Consider the following 20,887-nt stretch of genomic DNA (forward strand, 5'->3'; position numbering starts at 1 on the left):
TTAATCCAGGTTGAAGGTGGCGTTGACGCTGGCCTGGATTTCCCGGGGGGCGATACTGGAAACGGTGTCGCTGGCGGCTCTTGCTTCCGCCATCATCATGGGCATCGGGCGGTGGCCGCAATTGATGTTGATGGTTTTCACCTCACCACAGGTTTTGCCCAACTGTTCCGCCACAAAGGCACACCGGCTGCGGGCATCCTCGATGGCCCTGGCCAGTGCCTGACGTTGCAGGCGCTCTTCGTCGGAATGGAAGAACTGGTGTTCGCTCAGATGGTATTGCAGACCAGCCTTGTGGGCCTGTTCCAGCAGAGGGTTCAGCAGTTCAAGATTGTCGATGGAAAAGCTGACTGTCTGGCTTGCCACCGCCATTCGCTCCGGTTGTTGCCCACGCTCCTGAACCGGTAGTGACCGGGTATACAGGTTAACGTTGGCGTCTGAATAGTCCACCAGTTGGTCGCGCATGCCCTGTATCGCCTTGCGCCATTGCTCCATGGTCTCGGAAAGGCGATCAGAAGCCCGCTCTGGGAGGTTGTGCTCGGCACTGGCGGTAAATTGCAAACGGGCGCTGTCCGGAGTGTAGCGAACGCTGCCCTCCCCACTCAGGCTCACTTCGCCAGCGGAAACGGCCAGTGGTGCCAATGAAGCCACGAACACCGTTGCGGCCAGTGCTTTGGTGTATTTTTTCATCATCAGTCTCCTTGCTGGCCAAAGGCCATATCTTGGCTTTGCAGCCGCTCCAGTTTCCGAGCCCGGGCGGCATGCACAAAGTGGCTGAAAATCCGCCGGTGGCCGGTGTGATACAGCAGGTATTCCGGATGCCACTGAACCCCCATCAACCATTGTTGCCCGGTGTTTTCGATGGCCTGCACGAACAGGTCGTTGTCCAGTGCCGTTACCCTGAGATTCCGCCCCAGGTGTTTAATCGCCTGGCTGTGAATACGGTTCGCGCCAATCAGGGTGCTGTGCATCAGCCGGCCTATCCGGCTGTCCTGGACCAGCTGGACCGTTTGAAGGGGTAGCAGCAAAGGGCGGTGGCGGGTTTTCATTCGCAGCGGGGTCACGTTCTGGCACAACGACCCGCCATGAAAGACATTGATGAACTGGGCCCCACGGCATATACCCAGTACCGGAATGTCTATTTCCTCGGCTTGCTCAAGCAGCGTGAAGTCGGTTTCGTCCCGTTTCAGGTCGTATCTCGCGGTCACTTGTGGCTGTTGGCCATAGCGGTTGGGGTGTACGTGGGTGCCGCCAGAGAGCACCAGGCCATCGAGCAGGGAGACGTCCGTGCTGGATCCGGGACGAATGTAGTGCGTGTGGGCGCCATGCAGCCGCAGGCCCAGATTGATCAGTCTGTGGGCGGTGCTGCGCCGGGCGGGGCCGCTGATGCCAATGGTGATCCCCGGCGATTCTGGTGCTTCTGAGATCTCAGACATAACCGCGCTGTTTAAGCCATTGTTCCGTGGTGTCACGCCATGAGCGGGTGAGATTGCGAAAACTGAATGTCTGGGCTTCGCGGAACAGTTCCCTGAGTTCTTTCAGGTGCTCTGGATGGTTTGCGATCTGCTCCAGTACCACCCAGTCGTTCCAGACCGTGGAAAAATGCCATCGGGGGTTGTCGATATCGCAATCGGGTAACCGGTAGTGAAGCGTCGGCCGGCTCTTGATTCTCGGGTCGTCCACATAGTCGTGCAACAGCTCTGAATCCAGATGTGCAAACAGTGGCAGAAGGTCCAGGGCCTTGTTCCGCGTCGGGTTGAAGTTCAGGTAGTCTTTCATCAGCGAGGCCTGGTCGGGAGCATAATCTTCCGCCATCAGCATGTCCGTGTAACGGCTGCTCCAGGGCTCGATGTAAGTGGTAAATTTTCGGCTTATGTCAATCTGATGCCGGGATTTGAGCCAGTCATAAAGTGCCGCGAAGGCCTGCAGGTAGGTGACAATGGTTGCGGGTTCCAGGTCCGGCAGTTCGGGATTGAGTTGCAGGCCGAAAGCAAAATAAATCGCTTCCCGGCTGCCTTCCGCGCCAAGTTCGCGCAGCTCGTCTACCAGTTCTTCGATCAGGCCCAGTCTGGAAAAGGGCAGAGGTGGCCCGACAATCTCAAGAGGCACAATGCGTTCTGCGGCAAAATCGATGACATCCATGGCGTGGGTGCCCAGCTCGCGGATTGACTCGGGCAGGCGTTCGTCCGCCAGGTCAAGATCCTTCACAGGGTCAGAGTCCAGCTCAATGGTGAAGGTTCCGGCGTCAGTCTCCAGACGGCTGACATAACGCGACTCCAGCTCCGGGCTGCCCTTGAGCAGGCGGGCGACATGTTCAACCAATTCATCGTAGCCCAGTCCGGAGAGTTCGATCTCCACGCCAACTCTACGCTCTTCTCCTTGATGATTACGAAGCCGCTCCGGCATCGCACAACGCTCTGTCGAATTCATTGGCACCTTGCATCCATATAATTCACGGACTTAAACCATAACACACCGATATGCAGCGGCCCGATTACATGACAGAAAATTTCAATCGGGCTTTACACTGGATAAAACACTGTATATAGTCAAATCACTGTATATAAAACCAGGATGAAAACCCGGAGTACATGCATGAAGCTGACCGCGCGACAGTCCCAGGTGCTGGATATCATCCGGCGGTACGTAGACGAAACCGGTTACCCGCCAACGCGGGCAGAAATCGCTGCCGAACTGGGGTTTCGCTCCGCCAATGCGGCAGAGGAGCATTTGCGGGCCCTGGCCAGGAAAGGCGCCATCGAAATGGTGCCTGGTGCCAGCCGGGGGATTCGACTGCCGGAAGTGGAGCAGGACCCAGGGTTACCGGTTGTCGGCCAGGTTGCGGCGGGTAGCCCGATTCTCGCCCAGGAACACATTGAAGAGCACTGTACTTTGCAACCGGAATTTTTCTCGCCATCCGCCGATTACCTGCTCCGCGTGCGCGGCATGAGCATGAAAGACATTGGCATTCTCGACGGTGATTTGCTCGCAGTGCATCGCACTCAGGATGTTCATAACGGGCAGGTGGTTGTGGCCAGGGTTGGTGAAGAAGTGACGGTAAAACGGTTTCGCAGGGACGGCTCGAAGGTCTGGTTGATTGCGGAGAACGAAGAGTTCGCCCCGATTGAAATTGATCTGGCCGAACAGGAGTTGTTTATCGAAGGTCTGGGTGTGGGCGTGATCCGCCGATCAGATTTGCATTGATAACCAGCAATAAGAAACGATTAGCGCAGGTAGGTGAGCAATGGAACAGTTAAGCTTCACTCAGAACATGGCGTTCCAGCCGGCGGCCATCATGCCCGCCCGCACGGTGTCTACAGGAAAAGCACGGGCCACAGCCCTTCACTCATCGTCAGACGTCGGTCGGGGAACCAGGGATTTTGGCGGTAACGTGACGGAAATTATTCTTCCTGAAGGCCAGGTAGAGAATGTCCAGTTGCTGCTCCCTATGCTCACCCAGCTGAACCAGGAGAAGCGCTGGCTGGCCCTGATTGACCCGCCACAGTCCCTGGTTGGCAAGTGGCAGAAAATGCACGGTATTGTGGCCAGTGAGTTGCTGGTATTGCGCTCAACCAACGATTACTCCGCACAGCAGCTGGCTGAGCGGGCTTTGAGTGCTGGTACCTGTCATGCGGTGGTGCTCTGGACTAACAAGCTCGGGCGTTCAGCCTTTGAGTCCCTTCAAAAGGCTTCGGCGCAAGGTAGCAGCCACGGCGTGGTGCTGCGTCATCGGTAAAGGAGTTCAGTGGAGGGTGTATTGGGGCTGGGATTCGGCCAGATCATTGTCGTCATCGTCCCAGTCAATATCGTGTGCGATATTGCCAGCGGCCTCAATCCCTGCCGCAATCATCGCCTTGGCAACGCTCATGTCGCGGTCTTCCATCATTTCCCTGGCCTCCTGCGAGAAGGAAATGCGCACCAACGGCGCTGCGTCGTCATCAATGCGGCGCAAGGCGTAGTCGCCATTGGCAAGTTGTACGATTTCAAAAAACGATGGTGACATTCGTTCAACCTTTGTCTTGGTGTATTCGATTCGGTGCGGGAATTTAGCCAACAGGGTGGGGCTACCACTCGCTGTGTTGTTCCTCAAGCCGTTTGGCCAGTTCAGTCATGGCCGCCAGAGTCTTCCTGAGTGTTGCGGCGGAACGGTCCGGGCCCTGTTCGACGGAAACCGCAATGATATTCTCTTCCGTAACATTCTTGCGTGTGGTCGGAGGCTGGCTCAAAGCCGATTCAACCTGATCAAGATGGTTCCACCAGCTTCCCGATGTCTCTGCCAGTTCTCTTAAAAGCCGGGTCTCGTGTACCTCGTAAGGAAACAGCGCTTCCAGTTCTGCTAATGTCTGCGGTTTTTCGGCTTTGTGCTGATGGTATCGGGCAATCATGACCAGCAGCGTTTGCCTTGCCCGCAGCAGGAGCTCGGCGGAGCCCTGAGACAGCGCTTCCGTTTCCGCAGCGGAGCGCTTGGTGTCCGACTCAAGCCTGGCGAGTAAGGTGTTGGCCAGAAAAAGCTTTTGGGCTACCAGTGAGTACCATTGTGATGCCATCTACCACCCGCACTACGTGAGCGTTCAAGAGTCCAATCAGAACAACCGTCAGAGTCTATCATTTTTGCGCGCTAATTTCTCCTCCCCTGGGCTCCCCGGAATAGCTGCATCTCACAAGAAACTACAAACAATCACTTGAAACGGTCGTTTGAAACTGGCAAAAAGGCACACAGATTGAACAAGCTTTGATCGTCTTGTGGTCCATTATTGGAGGTAATAAGGATGCGAAACCGGATAATTGCTGCTATTGCGGCGGTGGTATTGGGGTGTTCAGGTCCTGTCTTGGCAAAGGTGTCGCCGGCCGAGGCCGAGCGTTTGAAGAATGATCTCACACCAGTGGGTGCAGAACGGGCGGGTAACGAGTCTGGCACTATTCCGGCGTGGACTGGCGGGTTGGCTTCACCCCCGGCCAATTGGCGCGAAGGTACCGTAGAGATTAATCCGTTCCCGGAAGACGAAGCGCTGTACGTTATTACCCGTGACAATCTGGACCAGTACCGGGACATACTGTCGGACGGCCACATTCAGATGCTGGAGCAGTACGGCCCGGAATTTTTCATGCCGGTGTACCAGACCCGCCGAACAGCAGCTTTCCCCGAGCATGTCTACGAGAAGTTTTACCAGAACGCTCTGACAGCTGAACTCCTGGATAACGGTAACGGTGTTCGAGACACCATCATGACCAGTCCGTTCCCCATTCCACAGAACGGTCTGGAAGCGATCTGGAACCATATTCTGCGATACCGGGGTGAGGAACTGTCGTTCCGCAGTGCATCGGCTACGCCGCAGCGGGACGGCTCATTCAACCCTGTCGTCAACCAGTACGATTATTTCTTTGCATACAGTCGCCCCGGCGCTGAGCTGGAAGACATCGATAACAAGATTTTCTACCTGAAAACCGAAACCGTCGCGCCGTCCAGCCTGGCTGGCACCATTACCCTGGTGCATGAAACCCTTGACCAGGTTCGCTCACCGCGGCTGGCATGGCGTTACGATTCCGGTTCCCGCCGTTTGCGCCGGTCCCCAAATCTGGCCTATGAGACGGACCTGCCGAACTCTTCGTCTCTGCGTTCAGTCGATCAGAAGGACATGTACAACGGTGCCCCCAACCAGTACGACTGGGAACTTAAGGGCAAGCGTGAACTGATCGTTCCCTACAACGCCTACAAACTGCACGATGAAAGTGTTCGGCCAAATGACGTGATCCGGCCGAACCACATCAATCAGGACCTGACCCGATACGAGCTTCACCGGGTGTGGGTGGTCGAGGCCAAGCGACGCACCGGCATCAGCCACATCTATGATCGCCGTGTTTACTACATTGATGAGGACAGCTGGCAGATTCTGGCCACGGAAGAATATAACGAGGCTGGTGAACTCTGGCGCGTATCCGAAGCACACAACATTGTCTATTACAGTGTGCCGGTCTTCTGGACCACCATGGAAATGACGTATGATCTGAAAGCACAGCGTTATTACATCGATGGCCTGGATAACGGCTACCCGGCCTACAATTTCGAGCCTGGGTATCGGGGCAACGAATTTACCGCTGCCGCCGCCCGCAGGGCCGCGCGCCGGTAAACCTCCCCGGGTGCTGCCTGCTTATGGGCGGCACCCGTCTCAACCAACTGCCAGGCTCCAACATCCCGTCAAAACGTGGAGTACATCGCATGGCAGACCCCCAGGCTCTTCTTGAAAGTCTTGATCAACTCCGGTCCGAGCTGGACCAGGCCCTCGCTGCCCAGGACTGGGAGCAACTTTCGGAACTGAATGCCCGTGTTAAACCCGCAATTGAACCGTTAATGGTGGCGCTGGAACAGGGGCGCATTGATGCGGCCCTGATCAGGGACCGCCTGGACGCTTTGAATCAGTTCGTGGAAGCGGCAAACCAGGCCGCAATCAAGGCCCGGGATGAAGCCCGGGAATCGCTCAAGGGCGTCAATGAAAACCGTACGGCGGCCCGTGCTTATCAGAACGTTTCAACAAACCGCCAAAGATAGCGTCATAAAATTGACTCCTGAGCTTATACAGTCTTAAATACCGCACAAATTCCCAAAGAGATTCTCGTGAATGTCCAAAAATAACAAAGTGCTGGTGCTGAGTGAGGATGACTCCAGGCGCAGGGACCTGATCACCATTCTGGAATTTGTCGGCGAAGAGCAGGTGCTGGCCGGTGACGAAGCATTGGCGCTTTTGGAGAGCGACGACGAGCAGACCAAAGGAAGTATCGGCGTAGCCGTCATCAACGGCGAAGACGCCGCCAGCACTGCGCATGTGCAGAGGGTGTGCAAACTGGCCCAGGGGCTGCCGATTCTTCTGGTGGGTGATCCGGACCTCAAGGGCGTGTCGGAAGACGATGCAAACCGTATTATCGCCAGGATGGAGTGGCCCCTGAACTACACCAAGTTTGTGGATTCACTCTACCGGGCCCAGATCTACCACGACCAGTTCAGTCGCAGCAAGGAGCGGGGGCAGCAGCGGGGTGTTCAGTTGTTCCGCAGTCTGGTGGGCACCAGTCGCAAGGTTCAGCAGGTGCGCCAGTTGATGGAGCAGGTGGCTGATAAAGACGTCAGCGTTCTGATCACCGGTGAATCCGGTACCGGCAAGGAAGTGGTCGCCCGTAACCTGCATTATCATTCCTCTCGCCGGGATAAACCGTTTGTGCCGGTCAACTGCGGCGCCATTCCCGCAGAGTTGCTGGAGAGCGAGCTGTTCGGGCATGAGAAAGGAGCCTTTACCGGCGCCATTACCGCCCGGGTAGGGCGTTTTGAGTTGGCCGAAGGGGGCACCCTGTTCCTGGACGAAATCGGGGATATGCCGCTGAACATGCAGGTTAAAATTCTGCGGGTGTTGCAGGAGCGTACCTTTGAGCGTGTGGGCAGTAACCGTACCCAGTCTGCGGATGTGCGGGTGATTGCCGCCACTCACAAGCATCTCGAAGACATGATTGAATCCGGCGATTTCCGGGAAGACCTCTATTACCGTCTCAATGTATTTCCCATTGAAATGCCGGCGCTGCGGGAACGGGTGGAAGACATCCCGTTGCTGATTAATGAGCTGATCTCCCGGATGGAGAAAGAGAAGCGCGGCTCACTGCGGATGAACTCCGCTGCCATTATGAGCCTGTGTCGCCATGACTGGCCGGGCAATGTGCGGGAGCTGGCCAACCTGGTTGAGCGCTTGGCCATCATGCATCCCTACGGGGTGATTGGTGTGCAGGAGCTGCCCAAGAAGTTTCGCTACGTGGATGACTATGACGAGAACCGCCCAGTGGAGGACACCGGCATGCCATCGGCCATTCCCGGGCTGGTGGGCCTGGATGCGCCGGCCCTGTTACCGGTGAATGGTATCGATCTCAAGGACTACCTCTCCAATCTGGAGAAGCAGCTTATTCAGCAGGCGCTTGATGAAGCTGCCGGCGTAGTGGCGCGGGCGGCCGAGAAACTCAGAATTCGCCGTACCACCCTGGTGGAGAAAGTCCGAAAATATGGCCTTCGGGAAGAGTCAGACGAAGGTTGATCGCTCCCCCTGAGCGGCGTCAAAGGTTTGTAACCTTCGGCGCCGCTTGCATTTTCGACCGACGGAAACTTGTCGTTTTCCAGTTTGTCGTTTTCTTAACCTTCTGAAAAATATAGTAAAAACCAAGTTGGCATAGTGTTGGCTTAATCAAACCTGAACGAAAGATCCGTTGGCCCGGTCGGGGCCCGTCAGGGGGAAGGTTATGAGTCACGCACGCGTTGCCATGGAGTCCGGTCACCAGAAGTCAGGTGCCAATGCCGCTGCTGATGTTAATGACAAGGTCACTGCTCTGTTTCCACAACAGGGTGATGAGGCCGTGGACTCTGCGCTTGAGTTGTTTAATCGCATGTCCCGGCAGATTACCGACTCCTACCGAACCCTGGAATCCCGCGTAAACCAGCTTTCCGGTGAACTCTCCCACGAGACGCTTCAGCGTCAGCAGGAGCTGGAGGAAAAGGAACAGTTGGCCGACCGGTTGTCGACTCTGCTCAAGGCCCTGCCGGCTGGCGTGGTGGTGCTGGATCAGCAGGGCGTGGTCAGCCAGTGCAATCCGGCGGCCATTGCGCTGTTGGGGGAGCCCCTGGATGGCGAGCGTTGGGTGGATGTGATCCGGTGCTGCTTTTCTCCCCGCAGTGATGACGGTCACGAAGTGTCCCTTAAAGATGGCCGGCGCGTCAGCATTGAAATCCGGACCATGGAAAACCAGCCCGGCCAGTTGATTCTGTTAACCGATCTGACCGAGACCCGGCAGCTGCAGTCACAATTGGCCCATGCCCAGCGCCTGTCTGCCATGGGCCGGATGGTGGCGTCTCTGGCCCACCAGATCCGCACTCCGTTGTCTGCCGCCATTTTGTACGGCGGTCACCTGAGCCAGCCGGATCTGGACGAAGAGCTGCGTCAGCGGTGTGCTTCACGACTGATGTCGAGGTTGACTCACCTGGAGCAGCAGGTGCGGGACATGCTGATTTTCGCCCGTGGCGAAACCCGCCTGGCGGAGGAGTTGTCGGCCGGCAAGCTGGTGGCCTCCCTGTCCGCGGCCGTTGAGGGTCTGAAACCCGCCAGTGGTATTGATGTGACACTGGACAGCCGGGTAGATGACCAGTGCCGATTGATGTGTAATCGCGATGCCCTGGTCGGCGCCTGCATGAACCTGGTGAACAACAGCCTGGAAGCCGGTGCCACCGACGTGCAAGTTCAACTGGCGTCGTCCGCTGAAGGTATGGAGATACGGGTGCTGGACAATGGCCCGGGCTTTTCGAAAGAGCAGTCCGGCAGGATCACCGAAGCATTTTACACCACCAAGTCTCACGGCACCGGTCTAGGCCTGGCCGTGGTGCAGGCGGTGGTCAAGGCCCATAACGGCCGGTTTTCTATTTTCTCGCCGGAGCAGGGCGGCGCAGTGGCGACACTGCAGCTGCCGACCCTGGCCGACAGAACATAACGAATAGGCGTTGGAGGCAGATACCATGGCGAAGGCCCAGATTCTGATTGTTGAGGATGACAGGGACCTGCGGGAGGCGCTGGTCACGACCCTGGAGCTGGCAAAGTTCCGGGTGCGGGAAGCTGCCAGCGGCCAGGAGGCGCTTGCCGCCCTGGCTCGCGACCCCGTCGATATGGTGGTCAGCGACGTCAACATGCCGGGCATGTCTGGTCACGAGCTGCTGGCGGAAGTACAGCGTCATTATCCCGGGCTGCCGATGATGCTGATCACTGCCTATGGCCAGATCAGCCACGCGGTGTCTGCCATGCAGTCCGGAGCCATTGATTATCTGGTCAAACCCTTCGAGCCTCAGGTTCTGGTGGAGGCGGTCACCAGGGTGGTTGGCGGAGCAAAACCCAAATCCGGTGACGAACCGGTGGCGGAAGATCCTATCAGCAAAAGAATGTTCCAGTTGGCGGCGAAAGTTGCCGGCAGTGATTCCACGGTCATGATCTCCGGTGAGAGTGGCACCGGTAAAGAAGTGCTGGCCCGCTATATTCACCAGCAGTCGCCCCGGGCAGATCAGCCCTTTGTGGCGATTAACTGTGCCGCCATTCCCGAGAACATGCTTGAGGCCATACTGTTTGGTCATGAAAAAGGGGCCTTCACCGGTGCGGTGGCGTCGTCCCCGGGCAAGTTTGAGCAGGCCAATGGCGGCACCATCCTGCTGGACGAAATTTCCGAAATGGATCTTGGCTTGCAGTCTAAACTCCTACGGGTGTTGCAGGAGCGTGAAGTGGAGAGGGTAGGCGGGCGAAAAACCATCCCGCTGGATGTTCGTGTCGTGGCAACCACCAACCGCGACCTGGCGGATTACGTCCGTGAGGGCAAGTTCCGTGAAGACCTGTATTACCGGCTAACGGTGTTCCCCATGCACTGGCAGCCGCTGCGGGAGCGACCGCTGGATATACTGCCGCTGGCCAAATTCCTGCTCAAGAAGCACTGCCGTAAAATGAAGCTTACCGGTATTGCTCTGGCGGAGGATGCGCGCAAGGCACTGATCAGCCACCGCTGGCCCGGTAATGTTCGCGAGCTTGATAATGCCATTCAGCGGGCGCTGGTATTGCAGCAGGGCAATGTGATTCACGAGGGTGATTTATGCCTGGAGCTGGGGATCACTGGCCGGGCCGATTTCGGCTCACCGGGTTTGCACAGTGTCGCACCACAGATTAATCACCAGCCGTCAGAGCCCGACCCCCTCCATTCCGTTCCTATGGAGTCGGCACCGGAAACGCTTAGTGAGGAGCTTCACGAGGCCGGTTCACTGGGGGATGATCTGCGACAGCAGGAGTTCCGTATCATTATCCAGACGCTCAGGAAAGAACGGGGCCGTCGCAACCGGGCCGCAGAGCAGCTGGGTATCAGCCCAAGAACGCTCCGCTACAAACTGGCCCAGATGCGCGATGCCGGAATCGACCTTGAGTCCGAACTTGCGTTGGCCTGAAAGCCGTTTTTGTTTGTTGTCTAGACCTATACTCCTTCGGGCACCCTACGGGGTGCCGGTTTTTATACGCCTGTCCTTGCTACCTGTCTTCGTCAAATGTCCGTCACTGATTAACCCTCTCTGACATTAATGCTACTCAATCTATTGAATTGAAACGATAAAGTGTTTCTGGCCTGTCATTTGCTTAGCCATATCCATGTAACGAACAAGTGAAGCCCGAGGGCTTAGCCTGGTTAGCGTGGAGAGAAATATGGTTCAGCGTGCCGACATCAACAGTGTTCTGTCAGATATCCGTTCCCTGCGTTCCCAGATGATGCAGAACCAGCGTATTGAGCAGGATCAATCGGTTCGTGGCCGTGTTGACGGCCCGCGCAACGTTCAGGAACCCCGGGAAATTCCCAGTTTCAGCGATATGCTGGGCAATGCGGTCAACAGTGTGAATGATGCCCAGAAGCAGGCCGGCGACCTGCGCACGGCCTACGACATGGGCGACCCCAATGTCGATATCACCCGAGTGATGATTGCCGCCCAGAAATCCAGTGTGTCTTTCGAGGCGCTCACCCAGGTGCGTAACCGGGTGGTACGAGCGTACGAAGACATCATGAATATGCCGATCTGATAACGGAGCACCAGCATGGCAAGCGTACCAGCACAAACCACTGCCACTGACGTGCCGGCAACCCAGGACGCGGATGCACCTGAAAGCCGCAGCAACCTTCTGCTGGGCTTCAACCGCCTGAATCTGTTACGACAGGTTGGCCTGATGGTCGGCCTGGCGGCCAGTGTTGCGCTAGGGGTTGCCGTGGTGCTTTGGGCCCAGGAGCCCAACTACCAGCCGGTTGTGGGGGATCTCTCTGCTTACAACCCACAGGATGTCACGACCATTCTGGACAGCAATGGCATCAAGTACCGGATGGATCCGCGCACTGGCGCGCTCCTGGTTCCTTCTAATGAAGTTCATAACGCCCGCCTGAAACTGGCCGCCGAAGGGGTGACCGATCGGCGTACCATCGGTTACGAGTTGCTGGATCAGGACCGGGGGCTGGGTACCTCCCAGTTCATGGAAACCATCAGCTATCGCCGTGGTCTCGAGGGTGAGCTGGCCCGCACCATCGCCACCATGCGTGGTGTACGCAATGCCCGGGTACACCTGGCCATTCCCGAGCGTTCGGTGTTTATCCGGGATGCCCGAGAGCCAACGGCGTCGGTGTTCCTGGAAGTGTTTGCCGGTCGCCGGCCTGAACAGGAACAGATCCGCGCCATTGTTAACCTGGTCGCCGGCAGCGTGCCGATGATGAGCCGGGAACAGGTCACGGTGGTGGATCAGAACGGCAATCTGCTGACCGGGGACGAAACCCGGGCTAATGCCGACCAGATGAAAGACCAGTACGAGTATACGGCGCGGGTTGAAGACCGTCTTTCGCGCCGGGTGGCGTCAATGATCGCCCCGATTGTCGGCATTGGACGCTTCCGTACGGAAGTCACCGCAGATCTCGATTTCTCCGCCGTGGAGCGGGCAGAAGAACTGTATAACCCGGAACAGCAGGCGGTGCGCAGCGAACGGGAGCTGAGTGAACAACGCGGTGCCGGTGCGAACGGTGGCATTCCGGGCGCCTTGAGCAACCAGCCCCCGGGCAATGCAACCGTGCCCGAACAGGCAGCGGGCCAGGAAGGTGATGGTGCTCCCGCGGCACCTCCGGTGAATGTGCGTCGTGAATCCACCCGAAACTATGAACTGGACCGCACCGTCAGCTATACACGTCAGCAGTTGGGCGGTATCAAGCGGGTAACCGTTGCCCTGGCAGTGGATGACATGAAGGTGGTGAACCCGGAAACAGGGCAGGTTACCTACGAGCCCTGGCCGGAATCCGAACTTCAGCGCCTGAGTATGCTGGTGCGGGATGCGGTCGGTTACTCGGCCGCCCGAGGCGACAGTGTGACGGTTATGAACACGGCGTTTTCGCCGGAAGAATCGGTGGAGTTTGAGACGCCTGGATTCTGGGAGCAGCCCTGGTTCTGGGACCTGATGAAGCAGGTTCTGGCCGGCCTGGTGATTCTGATTCTGGTGTTAGGCTTGCTACGGCCCGCGCTCAAGAGCCTTTCTGGCGCGGGAACCAAAGAGCGCAGTGATGAATCTGACGGTGGTGGTTACGGTGGCTTGGATGGAATCGAGGGCGGCGATGCGCTCAGAGACGCCATGTCAGCTCAGGATGATCTGCTTTTGCCGGGTGCCACAGACAGTTATGATAGGCAATTGAATGCTCTCAAAGGCCTGATTGCGGAAGACCCGGCCAGGGTTGCTCAGGTCATGCGCCAGTGGGTGAATGTCGATGACTGAAGAGAACGCTCAGTTCCAGGGGGATAACACCCCCAGAAAACAGCAGCGCAAGATTCCGCGTGTCGAGCAGGCGGCCATACTGTTGATGTCCCTGGGCGAGGCAGATGCCGCCGAGGTGCTCAAACACATGGGCCCGAAAGAAGTACAGCGTGTGGGCGTTGCCATGGCCCAGATGAGGGATATCAGTAAAGACGACGTCACCTTTGTGTTGAACCAGTTTGTCGAAGCCGTGGGCGGCCAGACCGGGCTCGGGGTTGGTAATGACGATTACATCCGGGCCATGCTGACCCAGGCCCTGGGCGATGACAAAGCCGCCAGTTTGATTGACCGGATTCTGGTGGGCGGCAACACCACGGGCCTGGATACCCTGAAATGGATGGAGCCGCGGGCCGTTGGCGATATTATCCGTTACGAACACCCCCAGATTCAGGCCATCGTCATTTCCTACCTTGATCCGGACCAGGCCGCCGAAATTCTGGCAACCCTGGATGAAAAAGTCCGGCTTGATGTCATGATGCGGGTAGCTTCTCTGGAAAGCATCCAGCCCCAGGCCCTGCAGGAGCTCAACGACATTCTCGAAAAACAGTTCTCTGGCGGTTCCGCAGCCCAGACCAGTCGGATTGGCGGTGTCAAACGGGCGGCGGATATCATGAACTTCATGGACCGTGGCATTGAAGGTAACCTGATGGACTCCATCAAGGACATGGACCCGGATCTGGCCTCAACCATTGAAGACCTGATGTTTGTCTTCGACAACCTCAAGGAAGTGGACGATCGCGGCATTCAGGCGCTGCTCCGGGAAGTATCTTCCGAAGTGCTGGTGGTTGCCCTTAAGGGCGCTGATGATGCGGTCAAGGACAAGATCTTCAAGAATATGTCGAAGCGTGCCGCTGAACTTCTGCAGGACGATCTGGAAGCGAAGGGTCCGGTGAAAGTCAGCGAGGTGGAAGCCGCCCAGAAAGACATCATTACCGTGGCACGCCGGATGGCGGAAGCCGGTGAGATTTCCCTTGGTGGTGCCGGTGAAGAAATGATGTGATGAAAGATTCAGACCAGGACACCAAGCGCATTCCGAAAGAACAGCTGACCGCCTGGGAACGGTGGGAACTTCCCCTGCTTGATGAACGGGGCAACCAGGTGGTTCAGGAGCAGGAAGTCAAACCGCCGACAGCGGCGGATCTTGAAGAGATTCGTCAGGCCGCCAGGGAAGACGGTTTTCAGGAAGGCCGGGAGGCAGGCTACCAGGAAGGCTTTGAGAAAGGCCGTGCCGAGGGGCACCAGCAGGGGCTTCAGGCCGGCGAAGCAGAGGGCCGGGAACAGGGCCAGCAGCAGGCCGAAGAAGCGACTCGAAAGGAAGTGGAATCCCGGGTTGGTCGCCTGGAGCATTTGCTGGGCGAACTGGTGTTGCCGATCCAGCGCCATGAGGAAGAACTGGAATCTGTATTGGTCAATTTGACCACCGCGCTGGCCAGGGCGGTGGTTTACCGGGAGCTGAGCCTGGACTCTTCCCAGATTCGCCAGGTGGTCCGTAAAGCCCTTGCGGCCTTGCCTTCCACCGCCGATAACCTCCGAATACATATTCACCCGGATGATCTTGAGCCGGTTCGCGAAGTGGCCGAACGGTTGGAAGTCAGTCCCTCAATCATCGAAGACGACACCCTGATGCCTGGCGGATGTAAAGTAGAGTCCCGCCACAGTCTGGTGGACTACACCGTTGAGAAACGCTTTCAGAAGGCGGTACAGGGCATGCTTGAGGGGCAGTTGAGTAATCGCGCCGGCGCCGAAGATGAAGAACAGGGCGAGGACGATGACCTACCGCCTGGCTGAACGCCTGCGCCAGCTTCAGGGCGCCATTGTTGCTGAACCCGAACCGGAATTGTCTGGTCGATTGACCCGCATGGTGGGACTGACCCTCGAGTGTGTTGGCTGCCCGATGGTCGTGGGTGATCGTTGCATCATTCAGGGCGAAAGCAGCGGCAGTGTGGAAGCAGAAGTGGTTGGCTTCGAGGAAGACAAGGTTTACCTGATGCCGCTGACGGCCATCGAGGGCTTGAAGCCCGGCGCCCGGGTGATTCCGCTGTCGTCGGCCAGCCTGGTGCCGGTGGGTCCGCAAATGCTTGGGCGGGTAGTGAACGGTGCTGGCGATCCGTTGGATAGCAAAGGGCCTTTGCAGGCTGACGCCAGGGTCCAGCTGACAGGAGACATCATTAACCCACTGAACCGGGCTCCGGTTCGGCAGTCCATGGACGTGGGTATCCGGGCGATCAACGCCTTGCTGACTGTGGGCCAGGGCCAGCGGCTGGGGCTGTTCGCCGGCAGCGGTGTGGGTAAAAGTATGCTGCTAGGCATGATGACCCGGTTTACCGACGCCGATATCACCGTGGTTGGCCTGATTGGTGAGCGGGGTCGGGAGGTAAAGGAGTTCATCGAAGACATTCTGGGCGAGGAAGGTCTGGCCCGCTCGGTTGTGGTGGCTGCCCCGGCGGATGATTCGCCGCTGATGCGGCTGCGGGCCGCCATGCTGACCACCCGTATTGCCGAGTACTATCGTGATCAGGGGAAGCGGGTGCTGCTGTTGATGGATTCGCTTACCCGTTATGCCCAGGCCCAGCGTGAGATCGCCCTGGCCGTGGGGGAACCGCCCGCCACAAAAGGCTATCCGCCCTCGGTCTTCGCAAAATTGCCACAGTTGGTTGAACGGACCGGCAACGGACGGCCAGGTGGTGGCTCCATCACCGCCTTTTATACCGTTCTGACAGAAGGCGATGACCAGCAGGATCCAATTGCCGATGCTGCCCGGGCGATTCTGGATGGCCATATTGTGTTGTCCCGCCGGTTGGCCGAAGAGGGCCATTACCCGGCCATCGATGTGGAAGCGTCTATCAGCCGGGTCATGCCTCAGGTTACCGAAGCCGAACATTTCTCCCGCGCCCAGCGGTTCAAGCAGGTGTATTCCCGTTACCAGCAGGCTCGGGATCTGATCAGTGTGGGTGCTTATGTCAAGGGCTCTGACCCTGAAACTGACTTTGCAATTCAGCACATCGGTAATATGCGGCAATTTCTGCAACAGGGGCTGAACGAGTCCGCCCCCTTGAGCGAGAGCATAGAACAGTTGCTGGAGGTGGTTCCGGAGCGCCGCTCGCCAGAACGGCGCAAGACGGCCGTTCATAACCCCGCCGCTGAGCGTGGTGAAGGTTAATGTTACGCTCGAAGCGGCTGGAACCGGTACTCGCCCTGGAAGAACGTAAGGAGCAGGAAGCTCTGGAGCGCATGGGTGAGGCCCGCAAGCTGGCTGAAGCGCATCGGGAACAGGTGGAAAACCTGGAACGCTATCAGCAGGAATACCGTGACCAGATCCGTGCCAACCAGCAGGGGGTGGTGCCCGTGGCTCGCTTGCAGGCCTGGCAAGCCTTTATTGCCCAGCTCGATCAGGTGATTGCCCAGCAGAACCGCCAGTTGCAGCAGGCCGAGCAGGTGTTCGAGGTTCGCCGCAAAGAGTGGCAGCAGGCCTGGGAGAGACGTCGGGGCATGGAAAAGTACATTGAATCCTGTCGCCAACAGGAACAGCGGGACCAGGACATGAAGGATCAGAAGTTGGCGGATGAAGCCGCCGGCCGTGCCTTCGCCCGCCGAAATCGATGACATGCCGGGTTGATCTCAATCAGTAATGTTAGATGCATTTTTCGCTAACTTGGCTATGCTTACCCAGATACGGTAGAAGCTGAACAGGGAGAACTGCCATGATCGTTGAACACAGGGGCCGGGGGGTGACGGAATGCCAATAGAAACGCGCCGGAGTGACGACGGTCAGACTCTGACAATCCGGGTAGAAGGCCGTTTTGATTTCAGCACTCATCAGGCCTTCCGAGACGCTTATGAGCACAGTGATGCCAGCGTCAACCGTTATGTGATCGATCTCTCCGACACCACTTACCTCGACAGCTCCGCCTTGGGTATGTTGCTCCTGTTGCGGGACCATGCCGGTGGAGACAGTGCCAGTATCTCTATCGAGAACTGCAACAGCGATGTCCGGCGCATCCTCTCTATCTCCAATTTTGAGCAACTCTTCAGCATCGGCTGAGGCCGACGCCCTGAAGGTACTGATCGCTGAAGACAGCGACAGTGACCGGCTGATCCTCTCTGCCCTGGTTCGGCGACTTGGCCATCACGTTGTTGAGGCCAGGGACGGCGTAGAGGCGGTTGCCATGTTCTGTGATCATCAGCCGGATATCGTCCTGCTGGATGCGCTGATGCCCAGGATGGATGGCATGGAGGCGGCCCGGCAGATCAAGGCCCTGGCCGGCGAACGCCTGGTCCCCCTGATCTTCCTGAGCTCCCTGTCCGATGCCGCTGAGCTGGCCCGTTGCCTGGAGGCTGGGGGGGACGATTTTCTGGCGAAACCCTATAACCGGGTGATCCTGGAAGCCAAGATCAATGCCTTCAATCGCATGCGCAAGATGCACCAGGTGTTATCAGACCAGCGGGACCAGATTCGCCGGCAGCACGAACAACTGGTCGAGGAACAGATGGTCGCCCGGCGGGTATTCGACAACGTTGCCCATACCGGATGCCTGAATGCCCCCCATATTCGCTACCACGCTTCCCCGCTGTCTGTCTTCAATGGTGACGTACTGTTTGCGGCGGAACGTCCCGGGGGCGGTACATTGATTTTTCTGGGAGATTTCACTGGCCATGGCTTGCCCGCGGCCATCGGTGCCATGCCCGTTGCCGAGATTTTCTACGGCATGGCAACCAAGGGGTTTGGCGCGGCGGACATTCTCTCTGAGATCAATCGAAAGCTGAAGAAGATCCTGCCGGTGGGGATGTTCTGTTGTGGGGCCATGCTCGATGCTGATTTCAAGCTGGGCCAGCTGCGCGCCTGGAATGGCGGATTGCCGGATGGCTGGTTGGTGCGTGCCAATGGCAAACACCTGACCATCCCCTCCCGGCATTTGCCGTTGGGGGTCCAGGCCCCCGATCAGTTCCAGGCCTCCATGACGGTGCTGCCTGTGCAACCTGGTGACCAGGTTGTCATCATGACCGATGGCTTCTCGGAGTCACGGAATATCCGGGGTGAGCAATTCGGGGAAGAGGGCGTGCACCGGGTTCTGGCGGATCTTGAGCCACCAAAGGAGCCCTTTGATGCGCTGATGGAGCACATCCGCATGTTCACCGGAAAACCGGATGCCGCGGATGATCTGACGCTGTGTGTGCTGGAAATCATTCATCATGAACAGCTCCAGGCACGGACTGACCGGGCGCCGGAATCGGCGCTGTCCGGGCCGGGCGACTGGCACTGTGTCTATGAGGTACGAGAGCGAACGCTAGCGGATTTCAACCCGCTACCCCTACTGCTCCACATTTGTATGGAGGTCCCTGGTCTTCGTCGCAAGAGCGGTGAGGTTTACACCCTGTTGTCCGAGCTCTACAACAACGCCCTGGAACACGGCGTGCTCGAACTGCCGTCGGATTGGAAAACATCCCCCGACGGATTTGGTCACTATTACAAGGAAAGAAGACGTCGACTGGCCCATACCAACGGCCACTATATCCGGTTTGCCCTGAGCCACCAGCCCACGGATACCGGCGGTCGGTTGCATGTGGTTTGTGAGGATAGCGGGCAGGGCTTTGATTTTGAGAGTTATTCTGAGAAGGTGTTGGAACAGAGGTTGCCTCCCGGTACACGTTACGCGGGCCGCGGCCTTGAATTATTGCGCCGGATGACCCGGCAGCTGAGGGTGCATGGGCGCGGCAATCATGTAGAAATCGTTTATGATTGGGAGTCAACCGCACTCGCCGACAATGCGCCTTCCGGCCACAACGATACGCAGAGGATTGCAGATGACTGACAAACCACATCTTGACGAAGAGGCGTTGGCTGAATTGCAGGATGTCATGGAAGATGAGTTTGAAGTATTGATTCAGACCTATCTGGCAGACTCGCGAACGCGTCTGGACAGCCTCAGACAGTCCCTGGAAGCAGGCGACGCCGATGCCTTTGCCAAAACCGCCCATAGTTTCAAGGGCAGCTGTATCAATATCGGTGCGCCGTGTCTCGGGGCATTGTGTATGGAAGCTGAGCAGGCGGGTAAGGCTGGCAACCTGGATGAAGCAGAACCCATTGTCAAAGCCATAGAAGTGGAATTCTCTGAGGTGACCACACGGCTGAATTCCTTTGGTGAATCAACGTGACACCTGTTCTGGCATCGCTTTTGCTATCTTCTGCTCAGAGCCCGATTGCGGGCAATACAGGTTGATAAAGCGGCAAGAGGTTGCCATGCAGCAGATGATTCTTCCCCAGGCGCCAGCGCCGGGGGCACAGAAGGACACAGCGACCAACAAACCGGCGGGCAATCGGGATTCCGGCTCTGAATCTCGGTTTGACGAGGTCTCCCGCGCAGAAAGGAAGCGCCTGGACCAAAAGCAGGCAGACCGTCAGGATCAGAGCCGAGCGGTTCAGGACAAGCGCGAAGCCCGGCGTGCCGACAAGCAAGACGCCAATGCGCCCAAAGAGTCCACTGCCTCGGAAAGTGCCGATAAGCCGGGCGCCCCGGTTACAGCGGGTAAAGAGCCTGGTTCACAGCGCACGGCGGCCGAACAGGACGATCCTGCCCAGATTGATGCAGTGACCATGACCTTCGCCAGTCTGCAGTCCTTGCTGACGCCCGCAGGCAATGCCTTGCCGGCTACGGATGCCGATCCCCTGATGAACCCCGCCCTGATGCCGATGGCTGGCATGCAAGGCGCCATCAATGGCCAGAACGGACAACAAGGCCCGGCTACCGCCACCATGAATCTGAGTACGCAATTAACTGACCTGTTGTCGGCCGGCGTGGCCGGTGAAAGTACAAGACCGGTTGATCCCGCCAACCTGTTGTCGGCCCCCAGATTCCAGGCAGCCCTCGAGGTTGCTTCACAACAGGCGGCCCAGCCCGCACGGCTGGCGGCAGAGGCCGCTGTGCCCCTGAAGGGATATGCCACATCGGTAGAAGTGCCCGTGGGGCAGGCGGAATGGGGCGACAAGGTGATGGGCAAGCTCAGCTGGCTGACCGCCCGAAACATGTCTGTGGCAGAAATTCACCTGACGCCGCCGGATATGGGGCCGATGGAGGTAAAGGTTCGGGTACAGAATGACCAGGCCAACATCACCGTGCAGGCCGCCAACCCGGTTGTACGGGAGCAGCTGGAACTCAACTCCCACAGGCTGCGGGATATGCTGGGGGAGCAGGGTTTGTCTCTGAGTCAGTTTGATGTTTCCGACCAGCCCGGCAGGCAGGGTGCTGAGCGGGGAGATGGTTCCGGAGAGCATGCGTCGGCTGGCGAAAGTGGCGGGCCGTTGACCGGAGATACTGATGAGTCCCTGCAAGAGATGGCTGGCCTCGACCTGGCCTGGAAGGGTGAGGTGGATGTGTTTGCCTGATTTTGTTCGTTTTCTGACCGCTTTGCGTTAACGCTCCAATCCTCTTTGCCCATCCCCTCCGGCAACGCTAAACTGCGGTTCTGAACCGGGGGGGGGGTGGGAGTTCTGGCCCGCCCCTTGCATTAATCATGGAAAGTCAGGT

The 20,887-nt window shown here is 57.9% G+C and carries 22 protein-coding genes; 17 read left to right on the forward strand and 5 right to left on the reverse strand.

Annotated features, from left to right (window positions below):
* The 3 genes from ASQ50_RS18770 to ASQ50_RS18780 are packed head-to-tail and all read right to left on the reverse strand — an operon-like array spanning position 1 to position 2,427.
* Positions 1–690, reverse strand: a complete 690-nt coding sequence (locus ASQ50_RS18770) for an SIMPL domain-containing protein (protein ID WP_058090189.1) — start codon at positions 688–690, stop codon at positions 1–3.
* On the reverse strand, positions 690–1,433 hold the full coding sequence (locus tag ASQ50_RS18775; RefSeq protein ID WP_058090188.1) for a gamma-glutamyl-gamma-aminobutyrate hydrolase family protein: 744 nt from the start codon (positions 1,431–1,433) through the stop codon (positions 690–692). Before ASQ50_RS18775 ends, ASQ50_RS18770 begins: the two co-directional genes overlap by 1 nt.
* The gene (locus tag ASQ50_RS18780; protein ID WP_058090187.1) at positions 1,426–2,427 is read right to left on the reverse strand and encodes an amidoligase family protein; all 1,002 of its coding nucleotides are present in this window, start codon (positions 2,425–2,427) and stop codon (positions 1,426–1,428) included. The genes ASQ50_RS18775 and ASQ50_RS18780 overlap by 8 nt, the downstream gene beginning before the upstream one ends.
* Positions 2,428–2,592: 165 nt before the next feature.
* Here ASQ50_RS18780 and lexA point away from each other — a divergent pair, with 165 nt between their 5' ends.
* Positions 2,593–3,201: a transcriptional repressor LexA gene (lexA, locus tag ASQ50_RS18785; RefSeq protein WP_058090186.1), complete on the forward strand. Its 609-nt coding sequence runs from the start codon at positions 2,593–2,595 to the stop codon at positions 3,199–3,201.
* A 40-nt stretch (positions 3,202–3,241) separates the two neighbouring features.
* The gene (locus tag ASQ50_RS18790; protein WP_058090185.1) at positions 3,242–3,733 is read left to right on the forward strand and encodes a cell division inhibitor SulA; all 492 of its coding nucleotides are present in this window, start codon (positions 3,242–3,244) and stop codon (positions 3,731–3,733) included.
* A 6-nt stretch (positions 3,734–3,739) separates the two neighbouring features.
* Here the strand turns inward: ASQ50_RS18790 and ASQ50_RS18795 are convergent, their stop codons facing one another.
* Both ASQ50_RS18795 and ASQ50_RS18800 read right to left on the reverse strand, forming a co-directional pair.
* Complete coding sequence (locus ASQ50_RS18795) at positions 3,740–4,000, reverse strand: hypothetical protein (protein WP_058090184.1); 261 nt, start codon at positions 3,998–4,000, stop codon at positions 3,740–3,742.
* Positions 4,001–4,061: 61 nt separating this feature from the next.
* Entirely contained in the window at positions 4,062–4,544 is a 483-nt protein-coding gene (locus ASQ50_RS18800; RefSeq protein WP_058090183.1) for a DUF6586 family protein, read from the reverse strand.
* A gap of 222 nt (positions 4,545–4,766) precedes the next feature.
* On the opposite strand from ASQ50_RS18800, the gene ASQ50_RS18805 reads away from it, so the two are divergent.
* From ASQ50_RS18805 to ASQ50_RS18875, 15 genes are all read left to right on the forward strand, one after another.
* Entirely contained in the window at positions 4,767–6,125 is a 1,359-nt protein-coding gene (locus tag ASQ50_RS18805) for a DUF1329 domain-containing protein (protein ID WP_058090182.1), read from the forward strand.
* A gap of 89 nt (positions 6,126–6,214) precedes the next feature.
* Complete coding sequence (locus ASQ50_RS18810) at positions 6,215–6,544, forward strand: hypothetical protein (RefSeq protein WP_058090181.1); 330 nt, start codon at positions 6,215–6,217, stop codon at positions 6,542–6,544.
* A gap of 70 nt (positions 6,545–6,614) precedes the next feature.
* On the forward strand, positions 6,615–8,063 hold the full coding sequence (locus tag ASQ50_RS18815; RefSeq protein ID WP_058090180.1) for a sigma-54 dependent transcriptional regulator: 1,449 nt from the start codon (positions 6,615–6,617) through the stop codon (positions 8,061–8,063).
* A gap of 202 nt (positions 8,064–8,265) precedes the next feature.
* Positions 8,266–9,504 (forward strand): sensor histidine kinase, encoded by a 1,239-nt coding sequence (locus ASQ50_RS18820; RefSeq protein ID WP_058090179.1) that lies wholly within the window; start codon positions 8,266–8,268, stop codon positions 9,502–9,504.
* A 25-nt stretch (positions 9,505–9,529) separates the two neighbouring features.
* Entirely contained in the window at positions 9,530–10,987 is a 1,458-nt protein-coding gene (locus ASQ50_RS18825; RefSeq protein WP_058090178.1) for a sigma-54-dependent transcriptional regulator, read from the forward strand.
* Positions 10,988–11,237: 250 nt separating this feature from the next.
* Entirely contained in the window at positions 11,238–11,606 is a 369-nt protein-coding gene (fliE, locus tag ASQ50_RS18830; RefSeq protein ID WP_058090177.1) for a flagellar hook-basal body complex protein FliE, read from the forward strand.
* Between the two features lie 15 nt (positions 11,607–11,621).
* Complete coding sequence (gene fliF, locus ASQ50_RS18835) at positions 11,622–13,325, forward strand: flagellar basal-body MS-ring/collar protein FliF (RefSeq protein ID WP_058090176.1); 1,704 nt, start codon at positions 11,622–11,624, stop codon at positions 13,323–13,325.
* Positions 13,318–14,364, forward strand: coding sequence for a flagellar motor switch protein FliG (fliG, locus tag ASQ50_RS18840; protein ID WP_058090175.1), 1,047 nt, complete (start codon positions 13,318–13,320; stop codon positions 14,362–14,364). Before fliF ends, fliG begins: the two co-directional genes overlap by 8 nt.
* Positions 14,364–15,152 carry a flagellar assembly protein FliH gene (locus ASQ50_RS18845; RefSeq protein ID WP_058090174.1) on the forward strand — a complete coding sequence of 263 codons (789 nt, stop codon included), beginning with the start codon at positions 14,364–14,366 and terminating at the stop codon, positions 15,150–15,152. The genes fliG and ASQ50_RS18845 overlap by 1 nt, the downstream gene beginning before the upstream one ends.
* Complete coding sequence (gene fliI, locus ASQ50_RS18850; RefSeq protein WP_058090173.1) at positions 15,133–16,524, forward strand: flagellar protein export ATPase FliI; 1,392 nt, start codon at positions 15,133–15,135, stop codon at positions 16,522–16,524. Before ASQ50_RS18845 ends, fliI begins: the two co-directional genes overlap by 20 nt.
* Complete coding sequence (gene fliJ / locus ASQ50_RS18855; protein WP_058090172.1) at positions 16,524–16,967, forward strand: flagellar export protein FliJ; 444 nt, start codon at positions 16,524–16,526, stop codon at positions 16,965–16,967. Before fliI ends, fliJ begins: the two co-directional genes overlap by 1 nt.
* A gap of 133 nt (positions 16,968–17,100) precedes the next feature.
* Positions 17,101–17,406: an STAS domain-containing protein gene (locus ASQ50_RS18860; RefSeq protein WP_058090171.1), complete on the forward strand. Its 306-nt coding sequence runs from the start codon at positions 17,101–17,103 to the stop codon at positions 17,404–17,406.
* The gene (locus tag ASQ50_RS18865) at positions 17,381–19,174 is read left to right on the forward strand and encodes a SpoIIE family protein phosphatase (protein ID WP_227513215.1); all 1,794 of its coding nucleotides are present in this window, start codon (positions 17,381–17,383) and stop codon (positions 19,172–19,174) included. Before ASQ50_RS18860 ends, ASQ50_RS18865 begins: the two co-directional genes overlap by 26 nt.
* Complete coding sequence (locus ASQ50_RS18870; RefSeq protein ID WP_058090169.1) at positions 19,167–19,517, forward strand: Hpt domain-containing protein; 351 nt, start codon at positions 19,167–19,169, stop codon at positions 19,515–19,517. The genes ASQ50_RS18865 and ASQ50_RS18870 overlap by 8 nt, the downstream gene beginning before the upstream one ends.
* Before the next feature lie 85 nt (positions 19,518–19,602).
* Positions 19,603–20,745 (forward strand): flagellar hook-length control protein FliK, encoded by a 1,143-nt coding sequence (locus tag ASQ50_RS18875; protein WP_058090168.1) that lies wholly within the window; start codon positions 19,603–19,605, stop codon positions 20,743–20,745.
* The last annotated feature ends 142 nt before the right edge of the window (positions 20,746–20,887 follow it).

The organism is Marinobacter sp. LQ44, assembly GCF_001447155.2.
Classification (GTDB): domain Bacteria; phylum Pseudomonadota; class Gammaproteobacteria; order Pseudomonadales; family Oleiphilaceae; genus Marinobacter.